This is a genomic window from Nocardia niwae NBRC 108934 = DSM 45340 (genome assembly GCF_001613465.1).
Lineage (GTDB): Bacteria > Actinomycetota > Actinomycetes > Mycobacteriales > Mycobacteriaceae > Nocardia > Nocardia niwae.
Genome location: NZ_BDCK01000034.1, coordinates 172,646 through 189,654, shown reverse-complemented (window position 1 = coordinate 189,654; position 17,009 = coordinate 172,646). Strand labels below are relative to the sequence as shown.

Here is a 17,009-nt window from a genome sequence, read left to right as displayed (position 1 = left end):
CATCCGGGCCAGTCTCAACCGGACCTTCTGTGAGGCAACTTTCCCAGCCTAACCAAGCAGTCAACCGAAGTCAAGACTATCGGAAGATCCGCGTTGGACTGAGCTACCAGGCGCTCCTCGTCCTACCTCGTTTCCCGGTCCCGCTCGGCGTCTCCGCCTCGCCTCGGCTCCGGGTTGGTGTCCGTGTCGCTCTGACTTGGAATAAGTTACGCGGCGGATAACGCTACGTCAAATCGCCTGAACAAACCGGCGTTTCCGCAGGTCAGCACGACGTGAACGCAGTGATGGACGGCTTGAATCACACGGATGTGATTCAAGCCACCGCGATCTTCACGCCCCTGCCCGCAGAACCCCGGCGAGGTTCTTCTTGCCACGCCGCAGGACAAGCCAGCGTCCGTGCAGGTAGTCGGCATCCGCCGGAGTCCAGTCGATATCGGAGATCTTCACGTTGTTCACCGCGGCGCCACCTTCGTTCACCGCGCGCCTGGCGGCGCCGCGGCTCTCGGACAGGCCGCTAGCGACGAGCAGATCCACGATGGTGTTCGGCTCGCCGGCCTTGATCTGCGCCACCTCACCGTCGACCGCCGCTTCGCGCAGTGCCGCGCCGAGAGTCGCCTCGTCGAGTTCCCGCAGTTCGCCGCGGCCGAACAACGCCTGGCTGGCCAGTTGCACCGCAGAGGTGTGCGACTCCCCGTGCACCAGAGTGGTCATCTCGGCGGCGAGCCTGCGCTGCGCCTCTCTGGCGTGCGGGCGCTCCGCGGTCGCCCGCTCGAGTTCGTCCAGTTCCTCGCGGGTCAGGAAGGTGAACCAGCGCAGGTAGCGCACCACGTCGGCGTCCGCCGTGTTCACGAAGTACTGGTACCAGGCGTACGGGCTGGTCATCTCTGGATCGAGCCACAGACTGCCGCCACCGGTGGATTTCCCGAACTTCTTGCCGTCCGCCGAGGTCACCAGCGGAACGGTCAGGGCGTGCACGGAGGCGCCGTCCACCCGGCGGTTGAGTTCGACCCCCGCGATGATGTTGCCCCACTGGTCGGAGCCGCCCACCTGCAGGGTGCAGCCGTAGTTGCGGCGCAGCTGCAGGTAGTCGTTGGCCTGCAGGAGCATGTAGCTGAACTCGGTGTAGGAGATGCCCTCGCCGTCCAGGCGCCGCTTGACGGTGTCGCGCGCCAGCATGACGTTCACCGAGAAGTGCTTGCCGACATCGCGCAGGAAGTCGACGGCGCTCAGCGGGCCGGTCCAGTCCATGTTGTTGGCGATGATCGCGCCGGTCGGCGAGTCGTCCAGGTCGACGAATCGCTCCAGCTGGGACCGAATCCGATCGGCCCAGCTCGCGACGGTGTCGGTGGAGTTCATGATCCGTTCGCCGACGTCGCGCGGGTCGCCGATGAGCCCGGTGGCGCCACCGGCCAGCACGATCGGGCGGTGCCCGGCGCGCTGGAAACGCTTCAGCGCGAGCAATGGCACCAAGTGGCCCGCGTGCAGGCTGGCGGCGGTGGGATCGAAACCGGCATACAAGGTCAGCGGCCCGGCGGCCGCCGCCGCACGCAAGGCATCCAGGTCGGTGGACTGCGCGATCAGACCGCGCCAGGTCAGTTCGTCGATGATGTCGCCGCTCACGATGTCCTATCTTTCCGCACGAGGTCCGGGGCCTCGTGCGCACCTCAGTGTCGTGGCGCGGTGGGGGTCGGTCGAATGCTTTCGGTGAGTCGGGCCGCGATGTCGGCAGGAATCGTTCGCATGGTCGACACACGTGCGCGACGTCCGGCGCTCGATCCGATCCCGACTCGGGCCGGTCCGCCGATGTCCCGGTCGGTGTCGCCGTCGTGGAGGACAGTGTGCACGGGCTCGGCGGCAGCTGGCGCGGCAGGAAGCTCGGCCGCATCGGCACGGGGGGCAGTCTCGTCGAGGGCCGGGCGCAGGAGTCGAGACGGCGCTGCGTCGGATAGTTTCGCGGCGCGATCGAACCGTCCCGCGTGCCGGAACGCCGTCTGCGAGCCGATCCCAGCGCCCGCGGCACCTGGGCAACACCAGCCGCACGGGAACTGATCACTCGGCGAAGACTTCCGCCGCCTCGTCAGGCCGACTTCGCGGCGGGCTGCGGAGCACGCGGGCTGCGGCGGTAGACCGACACCGCCCGCGAATCCGGGAGCCAGAAACGCCAAGGCACGTCCGCCGCGCTGCTGACGCCGACCCGCGGACCACTCGCGATCTCGTCCGTCTCCACCGGACTGTGCAATTCCAGCCGGAGCGGTGACGACGGGTCGAACAGACGAGTTCCATAGTCGCTCAACGTGATTCCCAGCGCACCGCCGAGGTTGCCCGGACCCCGGGCCAAATCGGGTTCGGAGCGCGCGCCCGGACGTCGCGCACGCACCGCTTCCAGGCCCTCGACGACCTCGCCGGAGCGGATCAGCGCCGCACTGGCGACGCCGTCCGGCCCGCTCGTCACATTGATACAGGTATGCATGCCGTAGCTGAGATAGACGTACAGCACGCCGGCGGGGCCGAACATCACGTCATTGCGCTTGGTCCGGCCGCGCCCGGAGTGCGAAGCCGGATCGGGCCAGGGTCCCGCCGGGTCTCCCCCATAGGCCTCTACTTCGACGATCCGCACACCGACCGGGCCCGACCACAAGGTCGCCCCGAGCAGGCGCCGGGCGGCGGCAGGAGGTTCGACGGCAAGTTCCTCGACAGAGTGGGCACACACAGCCGCCATTGTCCTCGACGGGTACGACGAGGTTTCGCCCAGCCGGTCGCCTTTCGGCACGGCCTGCCGAGCCGGGAGCTGTGTCGCGCAGGGACGACGCGGGCCCGGCAACCGAGTGCGGGCTTCCCCTGCTACAAGCCTGCGCCGCCTTCCCTCTCGGCCGGTCAGAAGTACCTGCTGTGCTCGCCGGACCGCAGGGTGAACAGATCGTCCGCGATCACGGCGGCGTAGCCCACGACGATCGCCGACGATCGGCGCCCAGGACACTCGGTAGACGCCGATCGGACTGGATGACGCGCGCCTGGCATGCGGCAGCCAGTGTGGCGCGACCCACTACTACGAACGCCGCCTACTCCATCGGCCGGTCAGAAGTACGCGCTGTGCTCGCCGGACCGCAGGGTGAACAGATCGTCCGCGATCACGGCGGCGTAGCCCACGACGACGATCGCGGCCAACTGCGCCCAGGACACCCAGTAGACGCCGATCGGAGTGGTCGCCGCCACCGCGAGTGCCGCGAGCAGGCGGGCCCAGGGGCGCGGCAGCCGCAGAGCCAGGCGGAAGGAGAACTGGCCGAGGAAGTACAGCGCGACGCCGCCGGAGAGCGCCGCGGCCACAGCGACCGAGGTGGCTTCGTGTCCGTGAGCGATGCTCATCTGAATGCCCGCCGCGGCCACGATGACGCCGATCAGCAGGGGGTACAGGGCGTAGCCGTAAGCCAGCACGGCAGGCCGGGAGCGTTCCCGGTCCGACACCGCGGCCAGCGCGTGCTCGCCCCGCTCGTCGTCGACGCCGAAGTACGCCCACCACAGGACGTAGGCCAGGCAGAGGCCGAGACCCACGGTGGCGATCAGCTGCACGGTGATCCGCTCTCCGGCCAGACCGGCGCCGATGGCGACGATGGATTCGCCGATCGCGACGATCACGACCAGTCCGTGCCGTTCGCAGAAGTGACTGGCGCGGACCACGAAGTCCCCGGTGTCGACGAGGTAGGGACTGATCACCTGGACCGCGAACGCCGAGGCCCAGCATGCGTACTGCACCCAGCCGTGCGCGAACCCGCCCGCGAGCACGAGCGCGGCGGCCACCGCGTTCAGTGGACCGATGCGCCGGATCGCGGTGGTGGCCGACGCGCCGCCCGCCGAAGCGAACAGCGCGGTGTGCACGGCGTTGACCAGGACGTATCCGAGCCCGAAGGCGATGCCGGTGCCGTGGAACGCGTCCGGGATCGCCAGGGCCAGAACAAAGAACGCGAACATGCCGACCAGCAGCCAGGTGCGCCGGGTCGAACTGTTCGGCGCGACCTCGTTGGTGAGCCAGACGTAGCCGGAGTACATCCACCAGATCAACCCGAACAGCAACGCCACCTGGCCGAGCGCTTGCCAGCCCGGATGGTGCGTGTAGACGTGCGAGAGCTGAGTGATGGTGAGGACGAAGACGAGATCGAAGAACAGCTCGAGCGTCGAGGCTCGCACCTGGCCGCCGTCGGCGGACAGGGCACTCTGGTTGGTCACGGCTGGAGCCTAGAACGGCCACCGCCACGCCGCCTGAAGACCGGCCAGTCGGTTCTGTCCGTTGCGAGGGTCACCCGAGGGTGTCGGCTCCCATGGAGAGACCCTTCAGCTTGTACGGGTTGACCTGGAATCGGAGATTCCGGATGCGTCCGTCGACGATGTCGTAGGTGAACGCGGCCACCGGTTGGCCGCCGAGGCGTGCGAGCGCACCGAGTTCGCCGTTGATATGGGCGGATTCGAGGACGAATCCGGCGACGATCGGCTTGGCCAGCACGCCCAGAATCCAGCGCGCCACGTGATCGGGGCCGTACAACGGGCGGCGCGCCGCGGTGACCACCCCGCCGCCGTCCGACCACGAGACGACATCCGGGGCGAGCAGATCCATCAGCGCGTTGAGATCGCCGCCGGAACACGCGGCCATGAATCGGGCGGTGACGCCGTCGCGTTGCGCCTTGTCGGTGTCGAAGCGGGGGCGGCGGGATTGCACGTGCTGCTTGGCGCGGTGCGCGATCTGCCGGATCGCGGCCTCCGGCCGGTCCAGCGTCTCGGCGATCTCGGCGTGGGTGTAGCCGAACACCTCGCGCAACAGGAAAACCGCGCGTTCGACGGGTCCGAGGGTTTCCAGGACCACCAGCATCGCTGTGGAAACGGTATCGGCCAATTCGGTCTCCTCGGCGATGCCTGGTGAGGTGAGCAAGGGCTCGGGCAGCCAGGGCCCGACGTAGTTCTCGCGGGTGGCCTTGGCCGAGGTCAGCCGATTGAGCGACAGATTGGTGACCGTGCGCACCAGATAGGACTTCGGCTGCCGCACCGTGGAACGGTCGGTGTCGTTCCACTTCAGCCAGGCGTCCTGCAAAACGTCCTCCGCATCGGTGACGGTGCCCAGCATCCGGTACGCGGTGGCGAACAGCAGACGCCGATGTTCCAGGAAAGGGTCTTGCTCGGATGTCCGGTCGGCCATGGCTAGATTCTCCTGGTGGCGCGGCCGCCTTTGGACAGCGCTACCGATACCGTCATGTGCTTGCTCAGCGCGAAGGTCGGCACCGGGCTGCTGCTGACGGTTTCCTTGTAGAAGACGGCGGCGCGGCCGGTCAGGTAGGCGCGGCGCGGACGGTCGTCGGCCTTCGTGAATTGGATTACCGCGTCCTTGCGGCCCAGGCTGACCGGCTGGTGGAAGTAGCCGAAGCGGAACGGCCGCACACGCTTGCCGCGCAGCTGCCGCGCGATGACGTCCGCGGTGTAAGCGGCCGTGGGCAGCCCGCTCTGGCAGGTGCCGTGGATCTGCCCCCACGCCTGACGAACCGCGGCGGCGTCGCCGATGGCGTGGACGGTCGGATGCGACACCGACTTCAGGGTGGGGTCGACGACGATCAGTCCGCGCCGGTCGGTCTCGATGCCCGCCTGCGCGGCCAGCGGAGCTACCCGGACACCCGCCGTCCACAGCGTCAGGTCGGTGGGCACGAGCTCGCCGCCGGCCAGTTCGACCGCGTCGGGCAGCACCTTCACCACCGCCCGGCCGGTCGCGCGGGTGACGCCGAGCCGGTCGAGCGCCCGGTGCAGGTAGGCGCGGGCCTTCGTCCCCATCATGCCCCCGGGTTCACCCGTGCTGATCAGCGTGACGCGCGCGCCGGGATGACTCTCGGCGAGTTCGGCCGCCGCCTCGATGCCGGTCAGGCCGCCGCCGCAGACCGCGACGGCGCCGCCGCGCGCCGCCACCTCGGCGAGACGCTCGGCGAACCGGTGTGCGGTGGCGGGATTGTCGAGGGTCCACGCATGGTCGGCGGCACCGGGCACGATGCTCGTATCGGCCGCGCTGCCCAGGGCGTAGATCAGTTCGTCGTAGGGAAGGCGGGTCGTACCGTCGACGGTCACTTCTCGGCCCACCGGATCGATGGCCGTGGCCCAGCCCTGAACGAAGGTGACGCCGGTGCCCTCCAGCAGGGCGGGAATCCGGTGATCCGCCAGCTCTTGCCCGGCGGCAACCTGGTGCATGCGCAGGCGCTCGGTGAACCGCGCCGACGGGTTGACCAGCGTGATCCGGACATCCATCGCACGCGTGCGCCGGGCCAGCCGCACGGCGGCGAGCATGCCGGTGTAGCCGCCGCCGAGGATGACGATTCGATGTTCGGTGTTCATGGCAGTACTCCAATGATCGGGTCACCGAGGCAGGGTTGACGGATAGTGACGACCATGGGACAGATGACGGGCTCGGAACGTGACACCCCGTGCTGTGTTCTGCATCACACTTGTCGAGCGGGTACACCCCGAGGGTCGCGACAGCGGCCTCAGGGGCGGATCGGGGAGTAAATCGGGACGCTTCCGGATGCGTTGCCGCACTGCGGATTCCTACCGTCGGCCCATGTCTTCGGATTCCCGGCCGCGCAGGCGGTTGCTCGTCGTTGTCGTCTGCCTCGCGGCCTTGCCGGTCCTGATCCTCGCCGGCGTTGCCTGGGTCTACGCCGGGGCGGTCGTATCCACCGCAGGCAAGACGGAATTCCGGAACGAACTCGCCATCCCCGCGCTGGCGCCGTCACGGGTCGGCGCCGACGGCACGCGCACCTTCGACCTCGACATGCGCGCCGGGCAGCAAGAGTTCCTTCCCGGCCGGGCCACGCAGACCTGGGGGTTCAACGGCGACTACCTCGGTCCGACCCTGCGGGCGCGGCGCGGGGAGACGGTGGCGGTCACCGTGCGCAACAACTTGCCGGAGGCCTCCACCGTGCACTGGCACGGCATGCACCTGCCCGCGGCGATGGACGGCGGCCCGCACCAGATGGTGGCGCCCGGCGCCGCTTGGACGCCGCAGTGGACCGTTGACCAGCCCGCCGCGACGCTCTGGTACCACCCCCATCCACACGGCGCGACCGAAGCCCACGTGCGCCGCGGGCTGGCGGGCCTGTTCCTGCTCGACGACGACGTGTCCACCGCCCTGCCCCTCCCCTCGAATTACGGCGTCGACGATCTGCCGGTGATCGTGCAGGACGTGAAATTCGACGGCGCGGCGTTCGACTCCTCGCACGGGATGTTCCGCGATGTCGGATTCCTCGGTGATCGGACCATGGTCAACGGAACGCTCGCGCCCTACCGGAACGTCGGCGACGAGCTCGTCCGGCTGCGCCTGCTCAACGCCTCCACCGCCCGGGTCTACACGTTCGAGTTCGCCGACGGGCGACCGTTCGCGCTCGTCGCGACCGACGGCGGATTGCTGGAACGACCGAGCGCTCAGGACCGGCTGCGGCTGTCGCCGGGAGAACGGGCCGAGATCGTGGTGCGGATGCGGGCGGGTGAGCGCATCGCGCTGCGCAGCGGCGAACTCGACGCGGGACTCGACTTCTGGACCCAGCGTTTCGCCGGCGGCGACGACACCTTCGACGTCCTCGAACTGCGCGCGGCCGATACGCTGCGGCCGTCACCGGAACTGCCCGCGGCCTTGGCGTCTTCGACGACGCCGGATGGCGGCGACTCGGTCCGGGAACGGCATTTCGACCTGAATCTCGCCGGGATCAACGGCACCCCGATGGCGATGGATCGCATCGACTTCGCGGTCACGCGCGGCACCACGGAGACCTGGGTGGTGCGCAACAACGACGGCATGCCGCACAACTTCCACATCCACGACGTGCAATTCCGCGTGCTCGCGATGAACGACGGTCCCGCGCCCGCGGCAGCGACCGGTCCGAAGGACACCGTCTTCCTGCCGCCGGACAGCACGGTTCGACTGGCCATACGGTTCGACGGCCCGGCCGATCCGGACACCCCGTACATGTACCACTGTCACCTGCTCTGGCACGAGGACCTCGGCATGATGGGCCAATTCGTGGTCGTCGAGCCGGGACAGACCGCGGGAACACCCCCGGCGCACCACGGCCACTGATTCCACGCCTCCGCTCTTGCCTGTTCAGCACGACCGCGATAAATTCATCGCATAGTGAATTCAACACTCGATGAATTGAGGCGACCGTGTCGCAAGCCACCCCATCCCCCGCCGTCGAGGTGAAGAACCTGCGGGTCCACCGCGGCGGACGCGAAGTACTGCACGACGTCTCGCTCACCATCCCGCGCGGAACGATCACCGGCCTGCTCGGCCCGTCCGGATGCGGCAAGACAACGCTGATGCGCGCCATCGTCGGCACTCAGATCATCGAATCGGGCGAGGTCAGCGCGCTCGGCCGCCCGGCGGGCTCGGCGGCGCTGCGCCACCTGATCGGCTACGTCACCCAGGCGCCGAGCATCTACAACGACATCAGCGTCCGCGAGAACGTCACGTACTTCGCCGCGCTCTACGGCCGCGACCGCGCCGACGTCGACGACGCGATCACGGCGGTCGGCCTGACCGATCACGCCCAGCAGCGCGGTGACGAACTGTCCGGCGGGCAGAAGACGCGCGCGTCCCTGGCCTGCGCGCTGGTCGCCCAGCCGCAACTGCTTGTGCTGGACGAGCCGACCGTCGGCCTGGATCCGGTGCTGCGCGTCGAGCTGTGGAAGCAGTTCCACGAGCTGGCCGCGAACGGGACGACCTTGCTGGTGTCCAGTCACGTGATGGACGAGGCCGAACACTGCGACCGCCTGCTGCTGATGCGCGAGGGGCAGTTGCTCGCCCAGCTCAGCCCCGACGAGCTGCGCACGCGGACCGGTGAGCAGAACTTGGAGACCGCTTTCCTCACCTTGATCACGATGGGACAGAACGCATGACCGCCCTCTCCGAAGCCGCACCCCGCCGGACGCCGACGCTTCGCCCCTACGCCGCGACGACCGGTCGCATCCTGCGGCAGCTGCGCAACGACCACCGCACCGTCGCGATGATCCTGGTGGTTCCCGCGCTGCTGATGGCGCTGCTGTATTTCATCTACAAGGACACTCCGACCAATCCGCTGAACCCGGTCTCGCTGTTCGATCGTGTGGGCATCAGCATGCTCGGGATCCTGCCGTTCATCGTGATGTTCCTGATCACCGCGATCGCCATGCAACGCGAACGCACCTCGGGCACGCTGGAGCGACTGCTGTCCACGCCGCTGTCGAAACTCGACCTGCTCGCCGGATACGGCACCGCGTTCTCGCTGGCCGCCGCCGCGCAGGCGATCGTGGCCTGCCTGGTCTCGTTCGGGTTGCTCGGGCTCGACGCGGCAGGTAGCCCGAGCTGGGTGGTGCTGATCGCGGTGATCGACGCGGTATGCGGGGTGGCGCTGGGACTGCTGGCAAGCGCGTTCGCGCGCACCGAATTCCAGGCCGTACAGTTCATGCCGGTCGTGGTCGCGCCGCAGATCTTCCTGTGCGGCTTGCTCGTTCCCCGCGGCCAGCTGCCCGATTGGCTGGAGGTGATCAGCAACGTGATGCCGTTGAGCTACGCGGTCGACGCGCTCCAACAGGTTTCGACGCATCCGGAGGTCACCGGCCAGATGTGGCGTGATCTGGCCATCGTCGCCGGTTTCGCGATCGTCGCCCTGTGCCTGGGCGCGGCCACGCTACGACGGCGGACCACGTGACGGCGGGCAACGGTTCCGGCGACGCCGAGCGGCCTGCCCGCACCGGCCGCCGTCCGGGGCGATCGGGCGCCCGCGAGGCCATCCTCGCGGCCGCCCGCGCCCGTTTCGCCGACGCGGGTTTCGACAAGACCTCGGTGCGCGCGGTCGCCACCGACGCGGGGGTGGATCCGGCCCTGGTGCACCACTACTTCGGCACCAAGCAACAGCTCTTCGCCGCGGTGGTGGAATTTCCGGTGAATCCCGAGGCCACCCTGCGCATCATCGAGGCCGCGCCGTTGGAACGCTTGGGCGAGACCATCATTCACGCGGTGCTCGGGGTGTGGGACTCGCCCGCGGGACCGGGCCTGATCGCCGTGGTGCGCAGCATCCTGGCCGGGAGCGACGACCCGTCCCTGGCCAGGAGGTTCCTGTTGGAGGTCGTGCTGGAACGCGTCCGCCTGCGCATCGCCACCCCGGAGGACGACGGCCGGGCCCGGATCGGCCTGGTCGCCTCGCAGATGCTCGGCGTGCTGGTGGGCCGCAAGATCGTCGGGATCGAACCGCTGGCCTCGATGCCCGCGGCCGATGTGGTCACCGCGGTGGGCCCGACGCTGCAGCGCTATCTGACCGGAGACATCGGGCCGTGAGCGCCGGCTGTGCCGTCACTCCACGACTTCGACGACGTCACCCGGCCACAGGTACTCGTAGAACGCCTTGGCTCCCTCGTGGGTCATCCGGACGCAGCCGTGCGACTTCTTCTCGATCGGGCCGACGTGAAAGGCTATGTCGCCGTTGAAGAAGGTCGCGTACGGCATCGGAGCGTTGTGCATGGTGCTCCAGTGGAATTCCTGCTTGAACGACACGTGGAAGACTCCGGGCGGCGTCTCGTATCCCGGCATCCCGTGTGAGATCGGCGTGGGGCCGTAGACCACCTTGCCCTCGTCCATCAGCCAGGCTTCGTCGGTGGACAGCCGCATGCACGCACGGGCCGCCGTGGAGCACGGCGCGACGGGAGGCGGGGGCGGAATCAGCGCGGGCATACCGGGGATGTCCGGTCCACCCGGCCAGAGCGGTTCGGCCTGTGCGGGCACCGCCATGGTGAATCCCGCCGCCGCGACCCCGCAGGCAATCGCACATCGAGCTGTCCAGTTACGTAAACGCGAATCGCCCATTACGTTCCCGACCTCTCTCCCATACGCCACCCCGTGCCGCTCGTCAGCCCGGCCGCGTCACCCCTTCGCTGGAGCGAGTGGACCGTTTCGAGGTGCAAATGATCATGGCGGAGCCGGTTCGGAACGGTCAATGGACGCAAAACGACCGTGACGGATCCGTTGCCGGGCGACGGGCGAGTCGTGAGCGAAGCGGGACGGCGGTATCGAGGTCAGGCGTCGGCCTGCGCGGAGAACGCGTCGTGCTCGGCGTCGGTGACGTCCCTGGCCTCGTCGACGAGCAGGACCGGGATGCCGTTCTCGATCGGGTATGCCCGGCGCAGGCGCGGGTTGTAGAGCAGCGCGCTGCCGTCGGCGGCATGGACCAGCCGCAGTGGGCCCTTGTCCTGCGGGCAGGCCAGCAGGCTCAGCAGTGTGGCGTCCAGGGTGGTGTGCTCAGACATAGGAGAAAACCTACCTTCCGGCCGGCCCCGGCCGAGAACCGTCCGGCTCGAGTGCGGGCGTCCGGCGGAACGAGATGTGCCGGTGACCGAAGAAGCTCGCGCCCGCCACCAGCGCCATCACCGCGACCGCCGACGGAATGCTCGGCAGGTGCAGAAGCGAGACCCCCAACTGCAGCAGCACCATGTTCAGCACCAGGCCGCCGGAGTTCACCGCGACGAACGCTAGGAAATCCCGCACCAGGCGCCCGCGCACCCGGAACACCAACGTTCGGTGCAGGGCGAACGCCACGATCACGCTGATGCTGTAGGCCAGTGCGGGCGCGAGCGCGGCGGGCGCCCGGTCACCGAGCACCGCTAGCCACATCACCGTCAGGGCCATGCCCAGGCCTGTGTTCACCACGCCGACGATCGCGAACGCGATCTCCTGGCGACGCACCAGGCGCAGCAGCGGACCGGGGTCGGCGGGAACCACCGTGGTTTCTCCGGTACGCATCTCGAAAGCACCAGACGCACCTGGGCTCGCGGCAGCGGACCGCCCGCCGGTCGGCGCCGGCGCACCGGGTCGATCCGCGTCCGCGCTCATCGGACGGCGTCGGCCAAGTCGGTGTCGGGTGCCGCGGCCGCGTCGGGCGGCGACGGCGCGTCGCTCGCTTCGACCGATCCGCCGCCCCGCCGCCTGCCACGCAGATAGGCCCATTGCAGCACGCCGACGCCGAGCAGGCCGAGCAATGCCGCGGCGACGCCGATCCACCGGCCCGGAGGTTGCCAGGACAGCACCAGATCACCGGAGGTACCAGCCGGAATATCAACGGCCACAAACGTTTTACCCACGAGACCGGTGGGGATGTCCCGGCCGTCGAGCGTCGCCCGGTAACCGGGCCAGCCGAGCCGGGCGAACACGACCCGCCCGCCCTCCGGGGAGCTCACCCGCACGCGACTGGTCGTGTCCGATTCGGCGACCGACGTGGCCGTCACGCCCTGGGCGGCCGCGATCCGGCCGTCCCGGGCCGAGATCAGGCCGTCGACGCGTTCGAGCACGAAGATGTACTTCTCGTGCCCCGGATAGTCGACCCATTTCCAGCCGGAGGGCGCGGCCTGCTCCCGGGCATCCGGGTAGAGGGCGCGCTGCAGCACGACCCGGTCGACCTTCATCAGGTCGACGATGGTCCGGCCGGTGGTCGGCTCGGTCGCGAACGCCCGCCGGTAGGCATCGGGGCAGACGCTGGTGTCCCAGCGCATGCACAACGTCTCGCCGAACCAGTAGTGCCCGTTGGGGGTGTATCCGCTGACGTAGGTCAGCTCGAGATCCTTCGCGTAGTTGCCGAAGACCAGCGATCCGTACGCGCCGGACAGATCGCGTTCCTGCGGCGGGATGAGCATCCGGTCCGCCAGTTGCAGCGTGGTGCCGGGGAAATCGGGGAACGCGGCCTTCATCGCCGACCGGTTCTCCGGCAGATTCCAGCCCATCGGAGTCGGCTGCGCGCTCCACACCTGCAGATACGCGATCGGGAACACCGAGACGACGATCAACGCGCAGGCGGCCGCCGCGCCGCGGCTGCGAGCGAGCCATACCGCGACGGCGCCGAGCGCGGCCACCCCGAGCGCCGCGACGACGTGCCGGATCACCTCGTGGGGCGCGGCCGAGAACGTGCGCACCCACAGCAGACCGATCAGCACCGCGGCCGCGATGCCGCGCCGCCGCCAGTCCTGGACGGTCGCGAAGCGGCCGAGCAGCACGCAGACCAGCACCAGCAGGCCCAGCGCCACCATCGGCAACACCCGCGCGGGCCAGCGCAGCGGGCCGATCGCGCCGGGACCGGCCGTCCACATCAGCGCCATCACCGCGAACAGCGCGGGCGCGACGAACTCGCGCGCCGCGCCGAGCGCCTTGCGCCAGTCGACGAAGGCCAGCGCCGGAACCAGGAACCACGCGATGTAGACCACCGGCATCGGCTGCACGTAACCCCACCAGGAGCTGAACGCGGGCAGCGTGGTGGGCAGGCTGGCGTTCAGCGATTCCGACCACGGCACCGTGAGGAACTGGTCGTTGTTGATCTGCGCGGTGCCGCGCCAGGTCACCTTCGCCGACAGCATGCTCGGCAGGTAGGTCGCCAACCCGGCCAGCGCGGCACACGCGGCGACCGTCAGCAGGCGCAGCGCCGGACGCCACGCCTTCTGGTACACGAGTTCGCCGATCGCGACGGCGCCCACCATCAGACCGGCTTCGACCGCGGGGAAGATGTATTGCACCGAGATGGCCAGGTACAGGAAGACGAAGGTGGGGATCGGCCCGCCGCGGCCACGGGCGTACCGCACGCCGGAGGCCCATGCGTGTGCCAGCCAGGCGGTGCCGGTGAAGGCGGTCATCCAGCTGGCCTCGTCGAAGAACAGCAGCCATCCGGTGAACGGTATGGCGGCGCCCGCGACCGCCGCCCAGGGCGCCTTCGCGCCGTAGGCCAGGCAGATCCGGTAGACGCCGAGCGCGAGGACGATGGCGAAGATCAGTTTCACCACGGTGGCGTACAGCGCGAGGTTGTCCACCGACGGCGCGATCAGATCGATCAGCAGCTGCGGCGGATTGAGCAGCCCGGCTTCTTCGATGGTGTAGTTGCCCGCCATCCAGTGCTCGGGGACGAGCGCCGGGAGCCGTCCCTCACGCAGGTACCGGCCGAGCATCACCCACAGCGGCGCGTACTGCGATTCGGTGTCGTCGGTGTAGAAATGCCGGACGTTGGCGAGTAGAACCGCACCGTATCCCGCGACCACCCCGAGCGCCGTGATGACGCCCCATGTCCAGACTTCGCGGGAAGGGAAGGTGCTACGTTCGGCCACGAGTCCCAGACCCTACCGTCATGGCGGTGTGGTTCGGGCAAGCCAGTGCCGGAAAGCTGTCCGGGAAGGCGCTATCCCGCCGCGGTCCCGTCCCCGGCCTCCGGCTTGCGGTGAAACGAGATGTAGCGATGGCCGAAGAAGCTGGCGACCGCCACCAGGCCCATCACCACGACCGCCGACGGGATCCGCGGCAGCTGCAGCACCGAGACGGCCAGCGACAACAGCACCGTATTCAGCAGCAGCCCACCGGAATTCACCGCCACGAAGGCCGCGAAATCGCGCAGCAGGCGGCCACGGACCCGGAACACGAGCGTCCGGTGCAAGACGAAGGCGACGACGATGCCGATGGCGTAGGCCAGCACCACCGCGACGGCGGGCGGCCACGCGTCGCCCAGCACCGCCAGCCACGCGACGGTCAGCGCGATGCCGAGCAGGGTGTTGCACGCGCCGACCATCGCGAACGCGACTTCTTGTCGCCGGACCAGCCGCACCAGCAGTCCCGGCGCGGGCGTGCCCCCCATGGCGTCGGCCTCCACGGCGACCGGGCGCGCGTTCGTCTTCACGAAACGACGTCCGCCAGCTCACGATCCGGTTCGGCGCTCTCGGCGTCGCCCGCCTCCTCCGGCTCCTCGCGACGGCGGGACCGGATATGCAGCCACTGGAGCAGGCCGAGGCCCAGCACGCCCGCCACGGCGGCGGCGATGCCGATCTTCCAGCCGGGTGGACGCCAGGTCAGCACGAGTTCGGCGTTCTGCGTGCCCGCCGGGACCTCGACGGCGATGAAGGACTTGGCGACCGTGGTGATCGGAAGCGACTTCCCGTTCAGCGTGACCCGGTATCCCGGCCAGCCCAGCCGGGCGAACACCACCCGGCCGCCCTCGGCGGAGGACACGCGCACCCGGCTGGTGGTGTCGGTTTCGGAGATCGACGTCGCGCTCACCTTCTCGGCGTCGGTCACGCGGCCGTTCGTCGTCGAGATGGGTCCGCCCACGCGCTCCAGCACCGCGATGTAGCGCTCGTGCCCGGGATAGCCGACCCACTTCCATCCCTCGGGCGCGGGCCGGTCGGGCGCGTCGGGGAACAGCGCCCGCTGCAGCACCACACGATCCAGATTCATCAGATCGACCAGCGGCCGCCCGGTGGTCTGCTCCGGCGCGAACATCCGCCGGTAGGCGTCGGGGCACACGCTGCCGTCCCACCGCATGCACAGCAGCTCACCGAAGTAGAAGTGACCGCTGGGGGTGTACCCGTTGACGTAGTCGAGCTCGAGACCCCGGGCGTAGTTGCCGAAGACGAGCGACCCGTAAGCGCCTTCGACGCTCTTGTCCTGCGGCTGCAGCAGTCCGCGATCGCCCAGCTGGATGGTGTTGCCCGCGAAATCCGGGAACGCCGCCTTCGCTTGTGAACGCTTGACGGGCAGGTTCCACGACATCGGAGTCGGTTGCGCGGCGTCGACCTGGAAGTAGGCGATCGGGAACATCGCGACGATGGTCAGCGCGCACGCCGCCGCGGTTCCCTTGGTGCGTCCGAGCCACACCGCCGCAGCGACCAGTGCCGCCAGCGCGAGCGCCGCGACCACGTGCCAGATCGCGTCGTGCGGGTCGGCGGAGAACGAGCGCACCCACAGCAGACCGATCAGCACGGCCGCCGCGATGCCGCGGCTCTTCGGATCCCGCACCGTGCCGTAGCGCCCCAGCAGCACGCACACCAGGACGAGCAGGCCGATGGCCAGCATCGGCAGCACACGCGCGGGCCAGCGCAACGGCCCGATGGAACCGGGGCCCGCGGTCCACATCAGCATCATCATCGCGAAGATCGCGACCGCGCTCAGCTCCCGCCACGCTTCCCGCGCGCGACGCCAATCGACGAACGCGAGAGCGGGAATCAGGAACCAGGCGATGTAGGTGACCGGCAGCGGCTGCACGTAACCCCACCACGACGTGAAAGCAGGCAGCGAGCTGGGCAGGCTGGCGTTCAGCGACTCCGACCACGGCACCGTCAGGAACTGGTCGTTGTTGATCTGCGCGGTGCCACGCCAGGTCACCTTCGCCGACAGCATCGACGGCAGGAAGGTCAGCAGGCCCGCGAGCCCGGCGCAGCCCGCCGCTAGCGTCAGCCGCAGCACCGGCTGCCACTTGCGCTGGTACACGAGTTCGCCGACGGCGACGGCCAGCAGCATCAGCACGGCTTCCACCGCGGGGAAGATGTACTGCGTCGAGATGGTCAGGTAGAGGTAGACGAACACGGGGACGGGCCCGCCGAGACCGCGGGTGTAGCGCACCGAGGCCGCCCACGCGTGCACCATCCAGGCGGTGCCGGTGAGCGCGGTCATCCAGCTGGCTTCGTCGAAGAAGAGGAAGAAGCCCGACAGCGGCAGCGCGATGCCCGCCACCGCAGACCAGGCGGGCCTGCCGCCGTACACGAGGCAGACGCGGTACACGCCGAGCGCGGCGATGATCGAGAAGATCAGCTTCACGACGGTGGCGTACAGCGCGACATTGTCCACCGAGGGCGCGATCAGATCGATCAGCAGCTGCGGCGGGTTGAACAGGCCCGCGTCGTCCATGGTGTTGTTGCCCGACATCCACTGTTCGGGCACCATGACCGGGAACTCGCCCGCGCGCAGCGCACGGCCGAGGCCGACCCACAGCGAGGTGTACTGGGATTCGGTGTCGTCGGTGAAGAAATGCCGGGCATTGGCGAGCAGGACAGCGAGGTAACCCGCGATCACTCCGAGCGCGGTGATGACCCCCCACCGGTAGACATCTCGCCGCGAATAGACATCCGGCCGCGAGCCGGGCACTGCACTGTCCGTCACGAGTTCCAAACCCTACAGGTCGGCCCTCGGCTTGGCATCGGTCGCGGACGCCACCAAGATGTGG

15 protein-coding genes are annotated in these 17,009 nt (G+C 69.1%); 4 read left to right on the top strand and 11 right to left on the bottom strand.

Annotation, left to right across the window (positions count from 1 at the left end; translation table 11 throughout):
* Window positions 1-330: 330 nt before the first annotated feature.
* The 5 genes from tyrS to NNI01S_RS24645 all read right to left on the bottom strand — a co-directional run bounded on the left by tyrS (window position 331) and on the right by NNI01S_RS24645 (window position 6,357).
* A complete protein-coding gene (gene tyrS, locus NNI01S_RS24665; RefSeq protein WP_063022506.1) occupies window positions 331-1,620 on the bottom strand; it encodes a tyrosine--tRNA ligase in 1,290 nt (429 codons plus the stop codon).
* 457 nt (window positions 1,621-2,077) lie between these two features.
* A complete protein-coding gene (locus tag NNI01S_RS24660) occupies window positions 2,078-2,719 on the bottom strand; it encodes a DNA-3-methyladenine glycosylase (RefSeq protein ID WP_063022505.1) in 642 nt (213 codons plus the stop codon).
* A gap of 356 nt (window positions 2,720-3,075) precedes the next feature.
* Window positions 3,076-4,221: a low temperature requirement protein A gene (locus NNI01S_RS24655; RefSeq protein WP_063022504.1), complete on the bottom strand. Its 1,146-nt coding sequence runs from the start codon at window positions 4,219-4,221 to the stop codon at window positions 3,076-3,078.
* A gap of 70 nt (window positions 4,222-4,291) precedes the next feature.
* Entirely contained in the window at window positions 4,292-5,182 is an 891-nt protein-coding gene (locus tag NNI01S_RS24650) for an RNA polymerase sigma-70 factor (RefSeq protein WP_063022503.1), read from the bottom strand.
* A 2-nt stretch (window positions 5,183-5,184) separates the two neighbouring features.
* On the bottom strand, window positions 5,185-6,357 hold the full coding sequence (locus NNI01S_RS24645) for an NAD(P)/FAD-dependent oxidoreductase (RefSeq protein ID WP_063022502.1): 1,173 nt from the start codon (window positions 6,355-6,357) through the stop codon (window positions 5,185-5,187).
* A 223-nt stretch (window positions 6,358-6,580) separates the two neighbouring features.
* Here NNI01S_RS24645 and NNI01S_RS24640 point away from each other — a divergent pair, with 223 nt between their 5' ends.
* The 4 genes from NNI01S_RS24640 (at window position 6,581) to NNI01S_RS24625 (ending at window position 10,330) form a co-directional block, all read left to right on the top strand.
* Window positions 6,581-8,095: a multicopper oxidase family protein gene (locus NNI01S_RS24640; RefSeq protein WP_063022501.1), complete on the top strand. Its 1,515-nt coding sequence runs from the start codon at window positions 6,581-6,583 to the stop codon at window positions 8,093-8,095.
* Window positions 8,096-8,181: 86 nt separating this feature from the next.
* Window positions 8,182-8,913, top strand: coding sequence for an ABC transporter ATP-binding protein (locus NNI01S_RS24635; RefSeq protein ID WP_063022500.1), 732 nt, complete (start codon window positions 8,182-8,184; stop codon window positions 8,911-8,913).
* Window positions 8,910-9,704 (top strand): ABC transporter permease, encoded by a 795-nt coding sequence (locus tag NNI01S_RS24630; RefSeq protein WP_063022499.1) that lies wholly within the window; start codon window positions 8,910-8,912, stop codon window positions 9,702-9,704. Before NNI01S_RS24635 ends, NNI01S_RS24630 begins: the two co-directional genes overlap by 4 nt.
* The gene (locus NNI01S_RS24625; protein ID WP_063022498.1) at window positions 9,701-10,330 is read left to right on the top strand and encodes a TetR/AcrR family transcriptional regulator; all 630 of its coding nucleotides are present in this window, start codon (window positions 9,701-9,703) and stop codon (window positions 10,328-10,330) included. The genes NNI01S_RS24630 and NNI01S_RS24625 overlap by 4 nt, the downstream gene beginning before the upstream one ends.
* Window positions 10,331-10,345: 15 nt before the next feature.
* On the opposite strand, the gene NNI01S_RS24620 is transcribed toward NNI01S_RS24625, so the two are convergent.
* From NNI01S_RS24620 to NNI01S_RS24595, 6 genes are all read right to left on the bottom strand, one after another.
* Window positions 10,346-10,780, bottom strand: a complete 435-nt coding sequence (locus NNI01S_RS24620; RefSeq protein ID WP_245676354.1) for a L,D-transpeptidase — start codon at window positions 10,778-10,780, stop codon at window positions 10,346-10,348.
* Between the two features lie 284 nt (window positions 10,781-11,064).
* Window positions 11,065-11,295, bottom strand: a complete 231-nt coding sequence (locus tag NNI01S_RS24615) for a Trm112 family protein (protein ID WP_063022496.1) — start codon at window positions 11,293-11,295, stop codon at window positions 11,065-11,067.
* Window positions 11,296-11,305: 10 nt separating this feature from the next.
* Window positions 11,306-11,788: a GtrA family protein gene (locus NNI01S_RS24610; protein WP_063022495.1), complete on the bottom strand. Its 483-nt coding sequence runs from the start codon at window positions 11,786-11,788 to the stop codon at window positions 11,306-11,308.
* A gap of 86 nt (window positions 11,789-11,874) precedes the next feature.
* The gene (locus tag NNI01S_RS24605) at window positions 11,875-14,127 is read right to left on the bottom strand and encodes a hypothetical protein (protein ID WP_063022494.1); all 2,253 of its coding nucleotides are present in this window, start codon (window positions 14,125-14,127) and stop codon (window positions 11,875-11,877) included.
* A 71-nt stretch (window positions 14,128-14,198) separates the two neighbouring features.
* Complete coding sequence (locus tag NNI01S_RS24600) at window positions 14,199-14,690, bottom strand: GtrA family protein (protein ID WP_439956143.1); 492 nt, start codon at window positions 14,688-14,690, stop codon at window positions 14,199-14,201.
* A complete protein-coding gene (locus NNI01S_RS24595; protein ID WP_063917644.1) occupies window positions 14,687-16,858 on the bottom strand; it encodes a hypothetical protein in 2,172 nt (723 codons plus the stop codon). Before NNI01S_RS24595 ends, NNI01S_RS24600 begins: the two co-directional genes overlap by 4 nt.
* Between the last annotated feature and the right edge of the window lie 151 nt (window positions 16,859-17,009).

Bases quoted from the DNA above. Each gene is read 5' to 3' on its own strand.
- NNI01S_RS24660 (WP_063022505.1), bottom strand. From the start codon at position 2,719: ATGGCGGCTGTGTGTGCCCACTCTGTCGAGGAACTTGCCGTCGAACCT.
- NNI01S_RS24650 (WP_063022503.1), bottom strand. From the start codon at position 5,182: ATGGCCGACCGGACATCCGAGCAAGACCCTTTCCTGGAACATCGGCGT.
- NNI01S_RS24645 (WP_063022502.1), bottom strand. From the start codon at position 6,357: ATGAACACCGAACATCGAATCGTCATCCTCGGCGGCGGCTACACCGGC.
- NNI01S_RS24640 (WP_063022501.1), top strand. From the start codon at position 6,581: ATGTCTTCGGATTCCCGGCCGCGCAGGCGGTTGCTCGTCGTTGTCGTC.
- NNI01S_RS24630 (WP_063022499.1), top strand. From the start codon at position 8,910: ATGACCGCCCTCTCCGAAGCCGCACCCCGCCGGACGCCGACGCTTCGC.
- NNI01S_RS24620 (WP_245676354.1), bottom strand. From the start codon at position 10,780: ATGGCGGTGCCCGCACAGGCCGAACCGCTCTGGCCGGGTGGACCGGAC.
- NNI01S_RS24615 (WP_063022496.1), bottom strand. From the start codon at position 11,295: ATGTCTGAGCACACCACCCTGGACGCCACACTGCTGAGCCTGCTGGCC.
- NNI01S_RS24610 (WP_063022495.1), bottom strand. From the start codon at position 11,788: ATGCGTACCGGAGAAACCACGGTGGTTCCCGCCGACCCCGGTCCGCTG.